The sequence below is a fragment of the Pseudotabrizicola sp. genome, assembly GCF_030684215.1.
Classification (GTDB): Bacteria; Pseudomonadota; Alphaproteobacteria; order Rhodobacterales; family Rhodobacteraceae; genus Pseudotabrizicola.
This window is the reverse complement of record NZ_JAUXOV010000036.1, coordinates 69,159-84,826: the sequence shown is the minus strand read 5'-3', so window position 1 is coordinate 84,826 and position 15,668 is coordinate 69,159. Positions and strand designations below refer to the sequence as shown.

The window sequence follows — 15,668 nt, the reverse complement described above, 5'->3', positions numbered from 1 at the left end:
GCAAGCACAATGACACTGGCGGCGTTTGTTGCAGTTGCTGCGCTTTTGACCATGGGCGCGGTCAGCCCCGGCCCTGCTGTGTTGATGTCGGCACGCACCGGGGTCACCGAGGGGTTGCGCACCGGGTTTTTCCTCGCCATGGGCATCGGGCTTGGCGCGGTGATCTGGGCGGCGCTGGCGCTGTCGGGCCTGGCCGCATTGTTCAAGATCGCGCCTGCGTTGTTGTGGGCGTTCAAGATCGTCGGCGGACTGTACCTGATCTGGATGGCGGTGCAGATGTGGCGCCATGCGGCCGAGCCCTTGCCCGACACAACTGGCCAACCGCCGCGCTCTGCGCTGTCGGCGTTTCGGCTGGGAGTGGTCACGCAATTGTCGAACCCCAAACCAGCCGTGGTGCTGTCTGCCATCTTTATCGGCACGGTGCCGCCGGGCACCCCGCTTTGGGTGCTGGTCAGCCTGCTTGGATTTTTGTTCACGGTCGAAACGCTGTGGAACACCATCGTCGCCCGCGTCTTTTCGCTTCCTGCCACCCGCCGCGCCTATGTCGGGGCCAAATCCGCAATGGACCGCAGCTTTGGCGGTCTTCTCGCCCTGCTCGGCGCCAAGATCGCCGCCACCTGAAGGAGCCTGCCATGAACGACCGCCTGCCGCATGAAAAAGGCTTTCACGTCAGCTGGGACCAGATCCACCGCGACGCCCGCGCTCTGGCCTGGCGGCTGGATGGCAAGGGGCCGGACAACGGCGCCTGGAAGGCGGTGGTCGGCATCACGCGCGGTGGCCTTGTCCCCGCGATGATCGTCAGCCGCGAACTGGACATCCGCGTGGTCGATACCATCAGCGTCAAATCCTACAGTCACCAGTCCCAGACAGAAGCGCGGGTCATCAAGGCACCGCAGCCTGATCTTATGGGCGATGGCACCGGTATTCTGATCGTCGATGATCTGGTCGACAGCGGCAAGACACTGGAACTGGTGCGCAACCTGTATCCACAGGCCCATTTTGCCACCGTCTACGCCAAGCCTTCAGGCCGCCCGCAGGTCGATACCTATATTACCGAGGTCAGCCAGGACACCTGGATCTTCTTTCCATGGGATATGGCGCTGCAATATGTGCAACCCTATCGCGGCACCGACTGAAGCACCAAGCGAAGGGGCATCCTGCCCCCTCCTTCGCCCTGGGGCGATTCACACCCCTGAGAGTATTTTTACCAAGATGAAATGGTTTCCGACTGCATCTTGGAACAAGTACTCTCCGGGGGGGCGGGGGTGAAAAACCCCCGCTCTGTCCTCTCGAGCAAACTTTGTCCTTTCAGGAAAGTGCCCACGATGACCCTGCCGCTCAACCCCGCAATGGCCGCAACTGACGCTCCGCCGGTGATGGAAGCGCGGCGCTGGTTGCAAGGTGTCGTTTTTCCGGCGGATCGACCCTTGATCAATGTCAGTCAGGCCGCCCCGGTAGAACCGCCGCCGCTGGCACTGCGGCAAGCGATTGCCGATGCGGCACTGGGAGATGATGCGGCGCATCTTTACGGGCCGGTTCTGGGGCTGCCAGATTTGCGCGCAGAAATCGCGGCACAATGGTCTGTAGCCTATGGGGGCCAGATTGGCGCGCTTGAGGTGGCCATCACCCAAGGCTGCAATCAGGCGTTCACTGCCGTCATGTCCACCCTTGCCGGTGCGGGGGATGAGGTGATCTTGCCGACCCCATGGTATTTCAACCATAAAATGTGGTTCGATATGCAGGCCGTGTGCACCGTGGCGTTGGACACCGGACCGACGCTGATCCCGGATGCCGAGGCAGCCCGCGCGCTGATCACCTCAAGAACCCGCGCTATCGTTTTGGTTTCGCCGAATAATCCGGGCGGCGTGGAATATCCTGCGGCCACGCTTTCCGCCTTTCGCGATTTGTGTCGCAGCCACGGCCTCGCCCTGATTGTCGATGAAACCTACCGCGATTTTGACAGCCGCCACTCGGTCGAGATGGGCGGGCGGCCGCATGATCTGTTCATCGATCCGGACTGGTCAGATACTCTGGTCCACTTGTACAGCTTTTCCAAAGCCTACCGCCTGACCGGGCACCGGGTGGGGGCGATTGTGGCCAGCGCGCAGCGTCTGGCCGAGGTGGAGAAATTCCTCGACACCGTGGCGATCTGCCCCGGCCAGTTGGGGCAGATCGCAGCGCTTTGGGGGATGCGCAACTTACGCCAATGGGTTGCAGGTGAGCGGGACGAGATCCTAAGCCGCCGCCGCGCCATGGTAGACGGCTTTGCCCAGCTAGAAGGGTGGCAGCTTTTGGGGTGCGGCGCCTATTTCGCCTATGTCGAGCATCCGTTTGACCTGCCCTCAGATCAGTTGTGCAAACGGCTGGTCAGCGAGGCGTCGCTTCTGATGCTGCCCGGCACGATGTTTCAGCCTGCGGGGTCGCAGGCAGGCAAGCGCCAGATCCGCATTGCCTTTGCCAATGTCGATACGGCGGGTATTGCCGAGCTGTTCCGTCGCTTGAAAGCCTTTCATGCCTGACACCTTGCCGCCTCTTGTTCCCCTGTGCCTTAGCGCATAGACAGTCTCAACGCAGGTTCCAAAGGGGCGGATTATGGCCAAAGACAGCGACGATACCCCGCGCAAAAAGGGCAAGGGCAGCCAGATTGTTGTCTGGGCACTGATGGCCATGCTTGTGGTCGGTCTGGGCGGTTTTGGCGTCACCAATTTCGGCGGCGGTCTGACCAGTATCGGCCGGGTGGGTGATCGCGAGATCGACACCAACACCTATGCCCGCGCCCTGCAACAGGAACTGGCGGCGCTTCGGGCGCAGTTTGGCCAGAACATCACCTTGTCACAGGCGCAAAGCCTTGGGATTGACCGGCAGGTTCTGCAATCCTTGGTCGCGCAAACCGCATTGGACAACGAAGCCGTGCGGGTTCGGCTGTCTGTCGGCGACGCCGTGGTGGCACAGCGTATCACCGAAAGCCCTGCGTTTCAGGGCACAGCGGGGCGCTTTGACCGTGACACTTACCGCTTTACGCTGGATCGCAACAACCTGACCGAAAGCGCCTATGAAGCAACTTTGCGCGCCGATGTGGCGCGGCAATTGCTGACCGGGGCGGTTGCTGGCGGCTTTGTGGCCCCAGCACCCCTGACCGACACGCTTTACAACTGGGTGGGCGAGAGGCGCGGCTTTTCAATGCTGCGTCTGACCCAAGACGATCTGACCGCTCCGATTCCGGCGCCTGATGATGCGGCGGTTTTGGCGTTCTATGAGGCCAATATCGCCAGCTTTACCGCGCCCGAAGCCAAACGCATCCGCTTTGCTGCGTTGCTGCCCGATGCGATTGCAGCCGACCAGCCCGTGGATGAAGACGCGCTGCGTCGGATGTACGACGCCCGCCTTGCCGAATTCGTGCAACCAGAGCGGAGGTTGGTTGAGCGGCTGATCTATCCCTCGACCGAGGCCGCATCCGACGCCCGCGCGCGGGTAGATGCGGGCGAGGCATTTGAGACGCTGGTGGCCGAACGTGGGCTGGATCTGGACGATATTGATCTGGGCGACGTGGCCCGCGAAGATCTTGGCAGCGCCGCCGAGGCTGTGTTTGCGCTGGACGCCCCCGGTGTGGTCGGACCGTTTGACACCGATCTTGGCCCGGCACTGTTTCGCATGAATGCCATTCTGGCGGCGCAGGAAGTCAGCTTTGACGAGGCTCGCACAGACCTTGCCATCGAGATGCAGACAGATGCCGCCCGGCGCTTGATCGCAGGCCAAGTGGATGCGATTGATGACATGCTGGCCGGTGGATCCACACTGGACGAAGTGGCGCAAGACCAGGGCATGGTGATCGAGACTGTTGATTATGTGGCCTCGGTTGCCGCCCCGGAAGGGATCGCCGGGTATCCGGCGTTTCGCGCGGCCGCAGATGCTTTGTCCGAGGGCGACTTCCCCGAAGCGGTTTTGCTGGCCGATGGCGGCGTGATTGCGATGGAATACGTTGAACTGGTGCCAGCGGCGCCGATCCCGTTTGAAGACGCGCGCGACGATGTGTTGGCAGCCTTTGTCGCTGACGCTACCACCAAAGCCTTGGGCGACCGCGCCATCGAGGTGAAGTCGGCAGTAGAGGGCGGAGCCTCGCTTGGGGCGTTCGGGATCGTGCAACGCACTGCCAACATCGCCCGCGAAGGTTTTGTCGAGGACGCGCCATCCAGCTTGCTGACGGCTGTGTTCGCAATGGCCCCCGGTGATCTGCAGGTGATTGAAGGGCCGGGCTTTGTCGGCGTTGTGCGTCTGGATGAGGTGCGCCCCGCTGCTCAGGAGGGCGACGATGTGGCCGCGCTCAAAAGCTCCATTGCGGCGCAGGTCGAGCAGGCTTTGGCACAAGACGCGCTGCAACTGTTTTCCAACGCGCTGACCGACGAGGCCGGGATCTTCCTTGATCAGAACGCCATCAACGCCGTTCACGCGCAATTCAACTGACCAGACCGAAGGCCCTGACCGATGATGCTTTCCCCCAGTTTTGAAGAGTTTGAACGCAACTGGAACGCGGGAAAGAATCAGCTGGTCTGGGCCCGGTTGGCCGCCGATCTGGATACGCCCGTCAGCCTGATGCTGAAGCTGGGCGAAGCGCGGCCCGAGACATTTATGCTGGAGTCGGTGACGGGCGGCGAAGTGCGCGGGCGTTACTCCATTGTGGGCATGAAGCCCGATTTGATCTGGCGCTGCAATGGCACCGGATCGCAGATCAACCGCGAGGCCCGCTTCGATGCAGGTGCGTTCCACCCGCTTGAGGGCCACCCGCTGCAAACCCTGCGCGCGCTGATTGCGGAATGCGCCATTGAGATGCCAGACGGTCTGCCTGCGGTATCGGCGGGGCTTTTTGGCTATCTGGGCTATGACATGATCCGGCTGGTGGAAAACCTGCCAAACGTGAACCCCGATCCACTGCAATTGCCCGATGCTATCCTGATGCGCCCCACGGTGATTGCCGTGCTGGACGGGGTGAAAGGTGAGGTGACACTGGTTTCGCCCGCTTGGGTTCAGGGCGGGTTGTCGGCGCGGGCAGCCTATGCCCAAGCCGCCGAGAGGGTAATGGACGCCTTGCGCGATCTGGACCGCGCGCCCCCCGCGCAGCGCGATCTGGGCGAGGTATCCCCGGTGGGTGAGGCGGTGTCAAACTTCACGCATGACGGATATAAGCAGGCGGTTGAACGCGCCAAGGATTACATTCGCGCGGGTGATATCTTTCAGGTCGTGCCAAGCCAACGCTGGGCGCAACGGTTTGAGCTGCCGCCCTTTGCGCTGTATCGGTCCTTGCGGCGCACCAACCCGTCGCCGTTCCTGTTCTTTTTCAACTTCGGCGGCTTTCAGGTCATCGGAGCCAGCCCGGAAATCCTTGTCCGTCTGCGTGATGGTGAGGTGACGATCCGCCCCATCGCCGGCACCCGCAAGCGCGGCGAGACACCCGAGGAAGACCGCGCGCTTGAACTGGACCTGCTGGCCGACAAGAAAGAACTGGCGGAACATCTGATGCTGCTGGATCTGGGCCGCAATGATGTGGGGCGCGTGGCCAAGGTCGGCACCGTGCATCCAACCGAGAAATTCACCATCGAGCGCTATTCCCACGTCATGCACATCGTCAGCAACGTGGTGGGCCAGATCAAGGATGGCGAAGACGCGTTGTCGGCGCTACTGGCGGGCCTGCCAGCGGGCACTGTATCGGGCGCGCCCAAGGTGCGGGCAATGGAAATAATCGACGAGCTGGAGCCGGAAAAGCGTGGAGTCTACGGTGGCGGGGTCGGATATTTCGCCGCCAATGGCGAGATGGATTTCTGCATCGCGCTGCGCACCGCCGTTCTGAAAGACGAAACCCTCTACATTCAAGCCGGGGGGGGCGTGGTCTATGACAGCGACCCGGAATCCGAATTTCAGGAAACTGTCAACAAATCCCGTGCCTTGCGCCGTGCCGCTGAAGATGCTGGGCTGTTTGCCGGGCGTGGAAACCGCTGATGCGGTGTTACCTGTGTCCAGACACGCGCCCATCACAAGGCTTTGAGGCATCGTAACAGGGTTTGCATTGCGTTTCACGACGCTTACTTGATGATACGTAACAGCCTGCTGGCGACCCGGCGCATCATTGCGCCATGGGCCTGCCGTCCTAATCATGAGGAGTTCGGGAGTGCAGTCCAAAGCCATCACCTATTCCAACCAACCGGCCAGTGCCGCGCGGGGGCGTGCCACGCTTCTTGCCATTGGTCTTGGCCTTGCCATGGCGCTGGGTCACGCGCAGGGCGCGTTCGCGCGCGCGCCTGACAGCTTTGCCGATCTGGCACAGCAAATCAGCCCGTCAGTTGTGAACATCACCACGTCTGCCGTGGTATCCGGCCCTGCTTCTGGTGGGCCGATCGTGCCAGAGGGCAGCCCGTTTGAAGATTTCTTCCGCGATTTCATGGACCGCAACAATCGCGGCGGTGAAGGTGCACCCCGCCGGTCCGAGGCGCTTGGCTCAGGCTTCGTGATCTCGGAAGATGGCTTTATCGTTACCAATAACCACGTCATTGAGAACGCCGACGAGATCGAGATCGAGTTCTTTTCCGGCAAGCGGTTGAAGGCCAAACTGGTCGGCACCGATCCGAAAACCGATATCGCGCTGCTGAAAGTGGAAAGCGATGTGCCACTGCCGTTCGTGGCCTTTGGCAACTCTGACGTCAGCCGGGTTGGGGATTGGGTCGTGGCCATGGGCAACCCGTTGGGTCAGGGCTTTTCGGTCAGCGCGGGCATCATTTCGGCCCGCAACCGGGCGCTGTCGGGCACCTATGACGATTACATTCAGACCGATGCCGCGATCAACCGGGGCAACTCGGGCGGGCCTTTGTTCAACATGGACGGTCAGGTGATCGGTGTGAACACCGCGATTCTGTCGCCCAATGGCGGGTCTATCGGGATCGGTTTCTCGATGGCGTCGAATGTGGTGACCAAGGTTGTCGATCAGCTGAAAGAGTTCGGCGAAACCCGCCGTGGCTGGCTTGGCGTGCGGATTCAAGACGTCACCCCCGATGTTGCCGAAGCCATGGGCCTGACCGAAGCCTCGGGGGCGCTGGTGACGGATGTGCCAGACGGGCCGGCCAAGGATTCGGGCATCATTGCGGGCGATGTCATTACCCAGTTTGATGGCAAGCCCGTGCGTGACACCCGCGATCTGACGCGCCGAGTCGCCGACAGCCCCGTGGGTCAGGCCGTTCCTGTAATCGTGCAGCGCGACGGTCGTTCTGAGACGCTGCAAGTGACACTGGGCCGCCGCGAGGAAGCAGAAGCCGCCGAAGTGCGCCCTGCCGCCGACGAAAAACCGGCAGATCCGGTCGAGGCAGAGATTCTGGGCATGACGCTGGCCCCGGTCACCGATGAGATGAAGCAGTCGCTGAACCTGCCCAATGATGCCGAAGGGCTGGTCGTGGGCAAGGTGGACGTGGCATCCGAGGCCTATGCCAAGGGTCTGCGCGATGGCGATATCATCACCGAGGCCGGACAGCAAAAAGTGGTGCGTCTGAAGGACCTGGAAGACCGCATCACCGAGGCACGCGATGCGGGCCGCAAGTCCATTCTACTTCTGGTGCGTCGTGCCGGAGACCCGCGCTTTGTGGCGCTGGCCATCGACTGACGCGCATCGGATCAAGACCCAGAAAGAACAGCGCGCGGCAGGATCCCTGCCGCGCGTTTTGCATATATGGTTAGAAGAACGTCGCAGCGCCACCGATTTCGCGCAACAGACGCGCACGAAAGCTGAACATCCATTCCGCCCGTTCCTCGGCCATCGCCCGCCCTGTCGGGGTCTGCATGGTTTCAGCTATGCGGAACAGCTTCACCTCCAGATGATCCAGCGCATAGGCACGGTCGTTCAGGGGCCTGTGTTGTGCCAAAGGGTCGTCCTGATCAAACAGTGCTCCACCCATGGCCCCGGCCACCGCAAACATCCGCGCAAGGCCGATGGCCCCCAAAGCCTCTAGCCTGTCGGCGTCTTGCAGCACGCGCGCTTCATCGCTGCGCGGGGCAATGGCGGCAGAAAAGCTGTGCGCCTCAATCGCGTGGGTGACGATAGCGATGCGTGGCGCAGGCCAGCCTTGAGTGGTCAGCCAATCGGCAGCAGCACGGGCAGACAGGCTCGAAGCGTCGGCGCGGTTGGGCGCATCTTTGGGCAGGTTGACCGCATCGTGAAAAATCACCGCCATCTGCAGCGCATCCGCGTCCAGCCCCGGCACATCGGCCATGATTTGCTGGCAATTGGCCCAAACCCGGTCGATATGGCCCAGATCATGCGCCGGGTCTTGCGCGCCTGCCCACAGCCGGACCAGTTCTGCCCGCGCGTTCTTAACCAGATGTGTCATCTTTTGCCCAGATCCGTGGTGACAAGCCCAAGCTCACGCGCAGAGGTCAGCGCCAGCCGGTCGCTTTCCAGCCCGCGATCAGCCTGAAACCGGCGTAGGGCGGCACGGGTGGCTGTATCCATCTCGCCGGTCAGCGGCAGCAGATACAGCCCTCGCGCTTTGAGCGCGCGTTGCAGGCTGGCGATGAAATCCACCGTCATCTCTGCCGGACAAGGGCTGCGGAACCAGATTTCCTCACGCTCCTGCACGATTTTTTGCCGCGTCTCTGACCGGAAGACGGCGGGCAAGATCGTCTGCCCCTGTGGGTCTTTGCGGGCATCAGATATCATGACCTGTTCGGTCACCGTCTCGATCACCATTGGGGTCACATCGGAGGCCCAGCACGCGCCTTCGGGGCCGGGTGGTGGGCCGGGTTTCGTCAGACGGACCAGATCCATCGACAAATCGGCGCGACCGGGCGCTTCGGGAACACCCGCCTGCTGGCAGGCGGCAAGCCAGAGGGCTGCTCCGAACAGGGCCAAGGGCGCACTGCGCATCATCGGGTTGATCTATCCTGCCTGCGCCGGTTGACCCGGCTTTCAACGCTAGGGCTATCACATATGGCCCGTGCGGCCTAGCGCCCCGGCCAGATCGTTCCGGTTGCGTTGCACCCCGGCCACCCCTGCCCCAGATGCGGCATCTGCACCCGATGAGACCCGGAATTCCCGCCCCCGCCCCTCTGGCAAAGATCGCGATTGTGGCCTATGTCAAACGAAATGCGCGGATTTGCGAAAAAGGGACAAAGACAGACGATGGCCAAGATCAAATATGTGGAATTCGGCGGCAAGGAACATATCGTGGATGTGGCCAACGGCCTGACCGTGATGGAAGGCGCACGCGACAATGGCATTCCGGGAATCGAGGCCGATTGCGGCGGTGCCTGCGCTTGTTCAACCTGCCATGTCTATGTCTCCCCGGAATGGGTCGAAAAGCTGCCAAAGAAAGACAGCATGGAAGAAGACATGCTGGATTTTGCCTATCAGCCAGACCCGGCCCGGTCGCGCCTGACCTGCCAGATCAAGGTTTCTGACGCGCTGGACGGTCTTGTTGTCCATATGCCCGAAAAGCAGATCTGATGCGCTGCGCTCTTGCGCTGATGGTCGGGCTTTGCAGCCCCGCCGCAGCGCAAGACATTGTGGCGGCACGTCTGGTGGAGCCTACCGACCGGTATGCCCACGCCGTTCTGGGCGATGCATTGGAATGGGCGGGACTGGAGCTTACACTTTCGGATCGCCGTAAACTGCGCTTCACCCTGCCCGACAGCCTTGTCTTTGAAGATGTGACGGCACGGCTGGGGGACTTTGACGGCGACGGTCGGCCCGAGGTCATGGTGGTTGAAACATCGCTGACCCGAGGCGCATCCCTTGCCATCTATGATGCAGCAGGCAGGCGCGCGGCGACGGCCTATGTCGGGCAGACCAATCGCTGGCTGGCACCGGCTGGCTGGGGGGATTTCAACGGCGATGGCCGGATCGAGATCGCCTATGTGGACCGCCCGCATCTGGCACGAGAATTGGTCTTCGTGCGACTAGATGGCGACAACCTTACAGAAATTGCCCGCGCGCCCGGTTTTACCAATCACCGCATTGGCGAAAGCTGGATTTCAGGCGGCGTGCGCCGATGCAATGGGCGGGATGCGCTTATCGTCGCATCCTCCGACTGGTCGCGCGCTTTGGCGGTGAAACTTGAGGGGCAACGCATTGTTGCTCAGGATCTTGGTCCATGGCACGGGGCTGGGCCTGATCTTGCGACCTGCCCCTAAAACCCGATCCAGCGCGCCAGTGCGATAAGTGTCGCGCCGCAGGCAATCGACACAAACCCAACCAAACGCCGGGTTTCCAGCGACAGTCTGGCCATCATCGCCAGCACCTGTTCCACACGCGAAGGGGCCAGTGCAAGCACCAGCCCCTCAGCAATTGCCACCAGCCCGAGGGCCAGGATAACCCAGATCACGGTGCCGTCGCGCCAGCAGGTGCAACCGCAACCGGGCGGTCTGCCGGGGCAATATCACTGCGCAGATAGGTGAAGAACTCACTGTCTGGCTGCATCACGATCGATGAATTCCCCGACTGCAACGACCGCTCGTAAGAGGTGAGCGAGCGCGTGAAGGCAAAGAATTCAGGGTCGCGGCCAAAGGCTTCGGCGTAAATGGCGTTGCGTTCGGCGTCAGCTTCACCGCGAGCCACTTCGGCCATACGGCTTGCATCAGACGTCAGTTCCACCACGGTCCGGTCTGCGGTTGCCCGCACACGTTGCGCTGCTTCGCCACCACGGGCGATTTCATCCGCGGCCTCGCGTTCACGTTCTGCCCGCATCCGGGCAAAGGTGGCAGCAAGGTTTTGCTCTGGCAGGTCGGTGCGGGTCAGACGCACGTCGATCACTTCGATCCCCAAAGCGCCGGATTCGGTCCGTGCCCGGTCGCGGATCTGGTTCATCAGCGACGTCCGGTCCTCAGACAGCACACGGTTGGACGGCACCGAGCCCAACACCTCACGGATGGCGGCGTTCAGGATACGGTCCAACCGGGTCTGTGCGGCATCAACGCCGCCCACACCAACTGCTTCACGGAAATCAACCAGATTGGTGATCCGCCAGCGGGCGAAGGCATCGACCACAAGACGGCGGTCATCCAGCGGGGTCACTTCCATCGGTTGGGTCGGCAGGCCCAGAATACGGCCATCATATTTGACGACCTCTTGGATCAGCGGGATCTTGAAGCCCAGACCGGGGGTTTCCTTGACCTGCTTAACCTGACCAAATTGCAGCACAAGCGCCTTTTCGCGCTCGTCCACGATGAAGATAGACGACAGCACGGCGGCACCAAGAACGGCCACGATTGGCAGAATAAGTTGCGCTTTCATCAGTTGTTACCTCCGGTCGTTGCTGCAGCCGCAGGTGCGGAAGCTGGCGTTTGCCGACCCAGTTCGTTCAGCGGCAGGAAAGGCACGACGCCCTGACCACCGCCATTGCCGCCCTGAACACCGTCAAGGATGACCTTGTTCATGCTGCCCAGCACACGTTCCATGGTTTCCAGATACATCCGTTTGCGCGTGACTTCGGGCGCTTTGACGTATTCTTCGTAGACCGACAGGAAGCGGCTCGCCTCACCCGAGGCGTCGTTGACAACTTGCGCGCGGTAGGCTTCGGCCGCTTCGACGATACGGGCGGCTTCACCACGCGCGCCAGCCGTCACACGGTTGGCATAGGCGTCGGCTTCTTTTTCCAACCGGTCGCGTTCCTGTTGGGCGGCTTGCACCGCACGGAAAGCGTCTATCACTTCACGCGGAGGGTCGGCTTTTTCGAAGTTGACCCGGATCACGTTCAGACCGGCGTTATAGGTATCAAGCGTGCCCTGAACCGCAGCCCGCAGATCGGCTGCAATGGCGCCCCGGTCCCGGTTGAGGATGGGGGAGAGTTCCGACCGCGCGATGATATCGCGCATCGCCGATTCCGATACCGCGCGCATCGTGTCCGCCGGATCGGCAAGGTTGAACAGGTAAGCTGCCGGATCGTTGATGTTCCAGACGACCTGAAACCCGATATCCACAATGTTCTGGTCGCGGGTCAGCATCAGACTGGCGTCTTCGCCGGTGCGCCCAACACCGATATCGGTTGTACGTTCGTTGGTCACCTGAATGATTTCAGCCGTGACCAGCGGCCAAGGCGCAAAGTTGAGACCGGGGCTGCCGATGGTCGAGAACTCACCGAGGAACAATTCGACCGAACGTTCTTCCGGGCGCACGGTGTAGAACGACATGAAGGACCACAGCACAGCGGCCGCCAGAGCGCCCAGCGCGATGCCTTGCTTGGTCACCCGTGGGCCAACGGGCCCACGCGGACCGCCGCCACCGCCGCCATTCGAGCCGCCTTTGCCACGCCCACCCATCAGGACACGCAGCTGTTCCTGACCTTTTTTTACGATCTCGTCGATCTCGGGGATTTGCGGACCCGAGTTTTCCGGCCTGCGGCCGCCAGACTTGCGTTCGTCTTCTCGTCCATTGCCACGATCATCGCCGCCCGATCCGCCACCGCCCCCCCAGGGACCTCCACTTGCCATTCGCTGAAACCCTTCTCTTATCCTGTGTCTTTAACTGGTCATTCTGACGCGAAAATCAAGCAAATCCGGTCACGCCTTGCGTGTCGGTGTCCGCATCGTGACCAGTTCCTCTGCCATTGTCGGATGAACTGCAACCGTACGGTCGAAATCCTCTTTGGTGGCCCCCATTTTGACGGCAATTGCCGCAAGCTGGATCATTTCGCCAGCGTCAGGTGCGACGATGTGACATCCCAGCACCTTGCGCGAAGCCTGACTGACGATCAGTTTCATCAGCACGCGCGCGTCTTCGCCGGCAAATGCACTGCGCATCGGGCGAAAACTGGTGCAGTAAACCTCGATCGGTTCCTGCTCGCGGGCCGCTTCTTCGGTCAGACCCACGGTGCCAAGCTCTGGCTGGGTGAACACGGCGCTGGCGATCAGGTCATGGTCAACCGCTGTCGGCTCGCCCTCAAACACGGTGCGCACAAAGGCCATGCCTTCGCGGATTGCCACCGGGGTCAGGTTCACACGGTTGGTCACATCGCCGATGGCATAGATCGACGGCACAGCGGTCTGGCTGTAATTGTCCACGGTGATTTCACCACGGCGCCCAAGTTTGACGCCCAGATCTTCAAGCTTCATTCCATCGGTATTCGGGCTGCGCCCTGTAGCAAACAGCACCGAGTCAAAACTCTGTTCGGTGCCATTGGTCGCTTTGACCCAGACCGGGCAGCCCCGCTTGCCAGAGTGCGGCAACAGATCCAGCGACGAATCGACCCCCGCTCCCATGTTGGTGCCGTCATCCGCCATGGCTGCTGCTTCGGCCATCTCGACAATGTTGGTGCCCAGGTGCAGGTCGATCCCCTGCGCCTTCATTGCTTCGGCAATCAAGCCGCGTGCTTCGTCATCAAAGCCGCGCAGGATCTGCGCGCCGCGATAGAATTGCGTGACCTTGACCCCAAGCCCAGCAAGGATGCAGGCCATCTCGCAGGCGATAAACCCGCCACCGACGATCAGGATGGATTTGGGCAGGCTGTCCAGCTCGAAGATGTCATCCGACACAAGACCAAGATGGGCATTGGGCAGATCGGGACGCTCTGGCCGGCCACCGGTGGCCACAAGTATATGCTTGGCGGTGACGGTTTGCCCGGTGGACAGCGCCACCGTATGCGCATCGGTCAAATGCGCGCGGGCATCGTGAATAACAACACCAGAGCCATCCAGCAAACGGCGATACACGCCTTCAAGCCGGTCCAACTCTGCGTGCAGCTTGTCGCGAAAGATCGACCAGTCAAACGACCCGTCGGGAATGTCCCAGCCGTAGGCGCGTGCCTGCGTGGGCATTTCGCGAAAGCCGGAAGCAAACACCATCAGCTTTTTGGGCACGCAGCCCCTGATAACACATGTGCCGCCCAAACGGCTGTCTTCTGCCAGGGCAACCTTTGCCCCGGTGGCCGCTGCCATCCGTGCCGCACGAACCCCGCCAGAGCCGCCGCCGATGACAAACAGATCTACGTCAAACGCCATCATTCCATATCCGCAAAGATGTTGGAGGTTGGCATGAATTCGACCCGTTCGTCTTCAACCTCGCCCGAATTGATGTTGCGCACCGTCACACGCCCGTCAGCATGGCCGATCACCACGATGTCACAGATGTCAATGAACAGGCCATTTTCAACCACACCCGGTATCTGGTTTAGCACCAGCGCCAACTGGCGCGGGTTGCCGATGCGCTTGAGGTGAAGATCAAGGATGTAATTCGACTCGTCCGTGACCAGCGGCGCACCACCGTTCATCCGCAGGCTGACATCGCGGTTCAGCACATCAAGGCTGACCAGAGTTTCCTCGACCAGCGCCTTGGTGGTCTGCCAGCCAAAGGGGATCACCTCAATCGGCAGCGGAAAGGCACCAAGCTGGGTCACATCCTTGGCGGCATCGGCAATCACGATCATCTGGTCAGACGCAGTTGCCACGATCTTTTCCTGAAGCAAAGCCGCGCCGCCGCCCTTGATCAGATTCAGCTGACCGTCGAATTCATCGGCCCCGTCAATGGTCATATCCAGCCACTTCGCCTCATCCAATGTGGTGAGCGGGATGCCCAGCTGCGCCGCCAGTTGCGCAGTGCGGCTGGAGGTCGGCACGCCAACCACGCGCAGCCCCTCTTCGCGGATACGCTCGGCCAGACAGCGCACCATCCAGGCAGCAGTTGACCCGGTGCCAAGGCCCAGCTTCATCCCGTCCTCGACAAAGTCGGTGGCACGCTTGGCGGCTAGAAACTTGGCCTTGTCGATGGGCGAAAGTTCGGCAGGCATGGATCGATTCCCCGGCAGTGGAAAAATGCTATGTCGGGGTTATAGGCAAAGCTGCCCCTGCGCGCGAGGGTCAATCGCCCGATCGGGGCGGCCAGATAAGGGAAACGCCCTTCGCAATCGCCCCATTGCATGGCGCTTTTGTGGGACATACCACGCCCCGACCCGCAATACTGCGGACCAGAACGGAGGCCACGATATGTATGTCCTGCACTATGCGCCCGACAATGCGTCGATGATCATCCGGCTGGTGCTGGAGGGGGCTGACCTGCCATACCGCACAGCATTGGTCGACCGCAGCACACGCCAGCAAGACAGCGCGGCCTATCGCGCGCTGAACCCGATGGGCCTGATCCCGACCTTGCAAACGCAGCACGGAGCCATGTCTGAAACCGCCGCGATTCTGTTGTGGCTGGGTGACCAGCATGGTCTGACCCCTGCCCCCCACACAAGCGAACGGCCCGTGATGCTGCAATGGCTGACCTTTACCGCGAACACTGCCCATGCCGATCTGCGCCAGATGTTCTACCCGGACCGCTATGTTCCTGCGTCGGCCAAAGGCGCGCATCACCGCCTTATGGCGGCACGAATGCTGGACCATTTTGACCACCTAAACCGCGAGGCGGAAGCGCATCCGGCGCTGTTTGGCATAAAGGGTATCCTTGCCCCCTATGTCTGCGCCCTGATGCGCTGGTCGGTGCTTTATCCACGAGGGCAAACAGGCTGGTTTACCCTTGGCGATTTTCCCGCCCTGCATGGCATCGCAAGCGCACTTGAAGCCGCGCCACAAAGCGCTCGGGTCGCATTGGCCGAAGGTCTGGGGCGGCACCCGTTTACCGCCCCCGCGTATCCCGTTCCGCCAGAAGGCTCTGCCATATAAGAGCCATGCCGCAGAAACCCGCAGCATGTCGCTTTCATCTG

Annotated in this window: 16 protein-coding genes; 9 read left to right on the top strand and 7 right to left on the bottom strand. The window is 61.5% G+C overall.

Annotation, left to right across the window (positions count from 1 at the left end; genetic code table 11):
* Window positions 1-9 precede the first annotated feature (9 nt).
* The 6 genes from Q8K08_RS05700 to Q8K08_RS05675 all read left to right on the top strand — a co-directional run bounded on the left by Q8K08_RS05700 (window position 10) and on the right by Q8K08_RS05675 (window position 7,639).
* Window positions 10-621: a LysE family translocator gene (locus tag Q8K08_RS05700; protein ID WP_304803915.1), complete on the top strand. Its 612-nt coding sequence runs from the start codon at window positions 10-12 to the stop codon at window positions 619-621.
* Window positions 622-632: 11 nt separating this feature from the next.
* Window positions 633-1,136, top strand: a complete 504-nt coding sequence (gene gpt / locus Q8K08_RS05695) for a xanthine phosphoribosyltransferase (RefSeq protein WP_304803913.1) — start codon at window positions 633-635, stop codon at window positions 1,134-1,136.
* 189 nt (window positions 1,137-1,325) lie between these two features.
* A complete protein-coding gene (locus Q8K08_RS05690) occupies window positions 1,326-2,519 on the top strand; it encodes an aminotransferase (protein ID WP_304803911.1) in 1,194 nt (397 codons plus the stop codon).
* Between the two features lie 73 nt (window positions 2,520-2,592).
* Entirely contained in the window at window positions 2,593-4,461 is a 1,869-nt protein-coding gene (locus Q8K08_RS05685) for a peptidylprolyl isomerase (RefSeq protein WP_305249448.1), read from the top strand.
* Between the two features lie 21 nt (window positions 4,462-4,482).
* The gene (gene trpE / locus Q8K08_RS05680) at window positions 4,483-5,991 is read left to right on the top strand and encodes an anthranilate synthase component I (protein WP_305249447.1); all 1,509 of its coding nucleotides are present in this window, start codon (window positions 4,483-4,485) and stop codon (window positions 5,989-5,991) included.
* Window positions 5,992-6,160: 169 nt separating this feature from the next.
* Window positions 6,161-7,639 (top strand): Do family serine endopeptidase, encoded by a 1,479-nt coding sequence (locus Q8K08_RS05675; protein ID WP_304797237.1) that lies wholly within the window; start codon window positions 6,161-6,163, stop codon window positions 7,637-7,639.
* Between the two features lie 70 nt (window positions 7,640-7,709).
* Here the strand turns inward: Q8K08_RS05675 and Q8K08_RS05670 are convergent, their stop codons facing one another.
* Both Q8K08_RS05670 and Q8K08_RS05665 read right to left on the bottom strand, forming a co-directional pair.
* Window positions 7,710-8,363: an HD domain-containing protein gene (locus Q8K08_RS05670; RefSeq protein WP_304797238.1), complete on the bottom strand. Its 654-nt coding sequence runs from the start codon at window positions 8,361-8,363 to the stop codon at window positions 7,710-7,712.
* The gene (locus Q8K08_RS05665; RefSeq protein ID WP_304797240.1) at window positions 8,360-8,902 is read right to left on the bottom strand and encodes a peptidoglycan-binding protein; all 543 of its coding nucleotides are present in this window, start codon (window positions 8,900-8,902) and stop codon (window positions 8,360-8,362) included. The genes Q8K08_RS05670 and Q8K08_RS05665 overlap by 4 nt, the downstream gene beginning before the upstream one ends.
* Window positions 8,903-9,154: 252 nt before the next feature.
* Here Q8K08_RS05665 and Q8K08_RS05660 point away from each other — a divergent pair, with 252 nt between their 5' ends.
* Complete coding sequence (locus tag Q8K08_RS05660) at window positions 9,155-9,478, top strand: 2Fe-2S iron-sulfur cluster-binding protein (protein ID WP_305249446.1); 324 nt, start codon at window positions 9,155-9,157, stop codon at window positions 9,476-9,478.
* Window positions 9,478-10,164: a VCBS repeat-containing protein gene (locus Q8K08_RS05655; RefSeq protein ID WP_305249445.1), complete on the top strand. Its 687-nt coding sequence runs from the start codon at window positions 9,478-9,480 to the stop codon at window positions 10,162-10,164. The genes Q8K08_RS05660 and Q8K08_RS05655 overlap by 1 nt, the downstream gene beginning before the upstream one ends.
* Here Q8K08_RS05655 and Q8K08_RS05650 read toward each other — a convergent pair.
* The 5 genes from Q8K08_RS05650 to rpiA form a co-directional block, all read right to left on the bottom strand.
* Window positions 10,161-10,355 carry a DUF2065 domain-containing protein gene (locus Q8K08_RS05650; RefSeq protein WP_304797245.1) on the bottom strand — a complete coding sequence of 65 codons (195 nt, stop codon included), beginning with the start codon at window positions 10,353-10,355 and terminating at the stop codon, window positions 10,161-10,163. The genes Q8K08_RS05655 and Q8K08_RS05650 overlap by 4 nt on opposite strands.
* The gene (hflC, locus tag Q8K08_RS05645; protein ID WP_370870519.1) at window positions 10,352-11,263 is read right to left on the bottom strand and encodes a protease modulator HflC; all 912 of its coding nucleotides are present in this window, start codon (window positions 11,261-11,263) and stop codon (window positions 10,352-10,354) included. The genes Q8K08_RS05650 and hflC overlap by 4 nt, the downstream gene beginning before the upstream one ends.
* Window positions 11,263-12,459 carry an FtsH protease activity modulator HflK gene (gene hflK / locus Q8K08_RS05640; RefSeq protein WP_305249444.1) on the bottom strand — a complete coding sequence of 399 codons (1,197 nt, stop codon included), beginning with the start codon at window positions 12,457-12,459 and terminating at the stop codon, window positions 11,263-11,265. Before hflK ends, hflC begins: the two co-directional genes overlap by 1 nt.
* Window positions 12,460-12,528: 69 nt before the next feature.
* Window positions 12,529-13,968: an FAD-dependent oxidoreductase gene (locus tag Q8K08_RS05635; protein ID WP_305249443.1), complete on the bottom strand. Its 1,440-nt coding sequence runs from the start codon at window positions 13,966-13,968 to the stop codon at window positions 12,529-12,531.
* Window positions 13,965-14,750 (bottom strand): ribose-5-phosphate isomerase RpiA, encoded by a 786-nt coding sequence (rpiA, locus tag Q8K08_RS05630; protein ID WP_305249442.1) that lies wholly within the window; start codon window positions 14,748-14,750, stop codon window positions 13,965-13,967. Before rpiA ends, Q8K08_RS05635 begins: the two co-directional genes overlap by 4 nt.
* Window positions 14,751-14,946: 196 nt before the next feature.
* On the opposite strand from rpiA, the gene Q8K08_RS05625 reads away from it, so the two are divergent.
* Window positions 14,947-15,627, top strand: coding sequence for a glutathione S-transferase family protein (locus Q8K08_RS05625; protein ID WP_304797251.1), 681 nt, complete (start codon window positions 14,947-14,949; stop codon window positions 15,625-15,627).
* The last annotated feature ends 41 nt before the right edge of the window (window positions 15,628-15,668 follow it).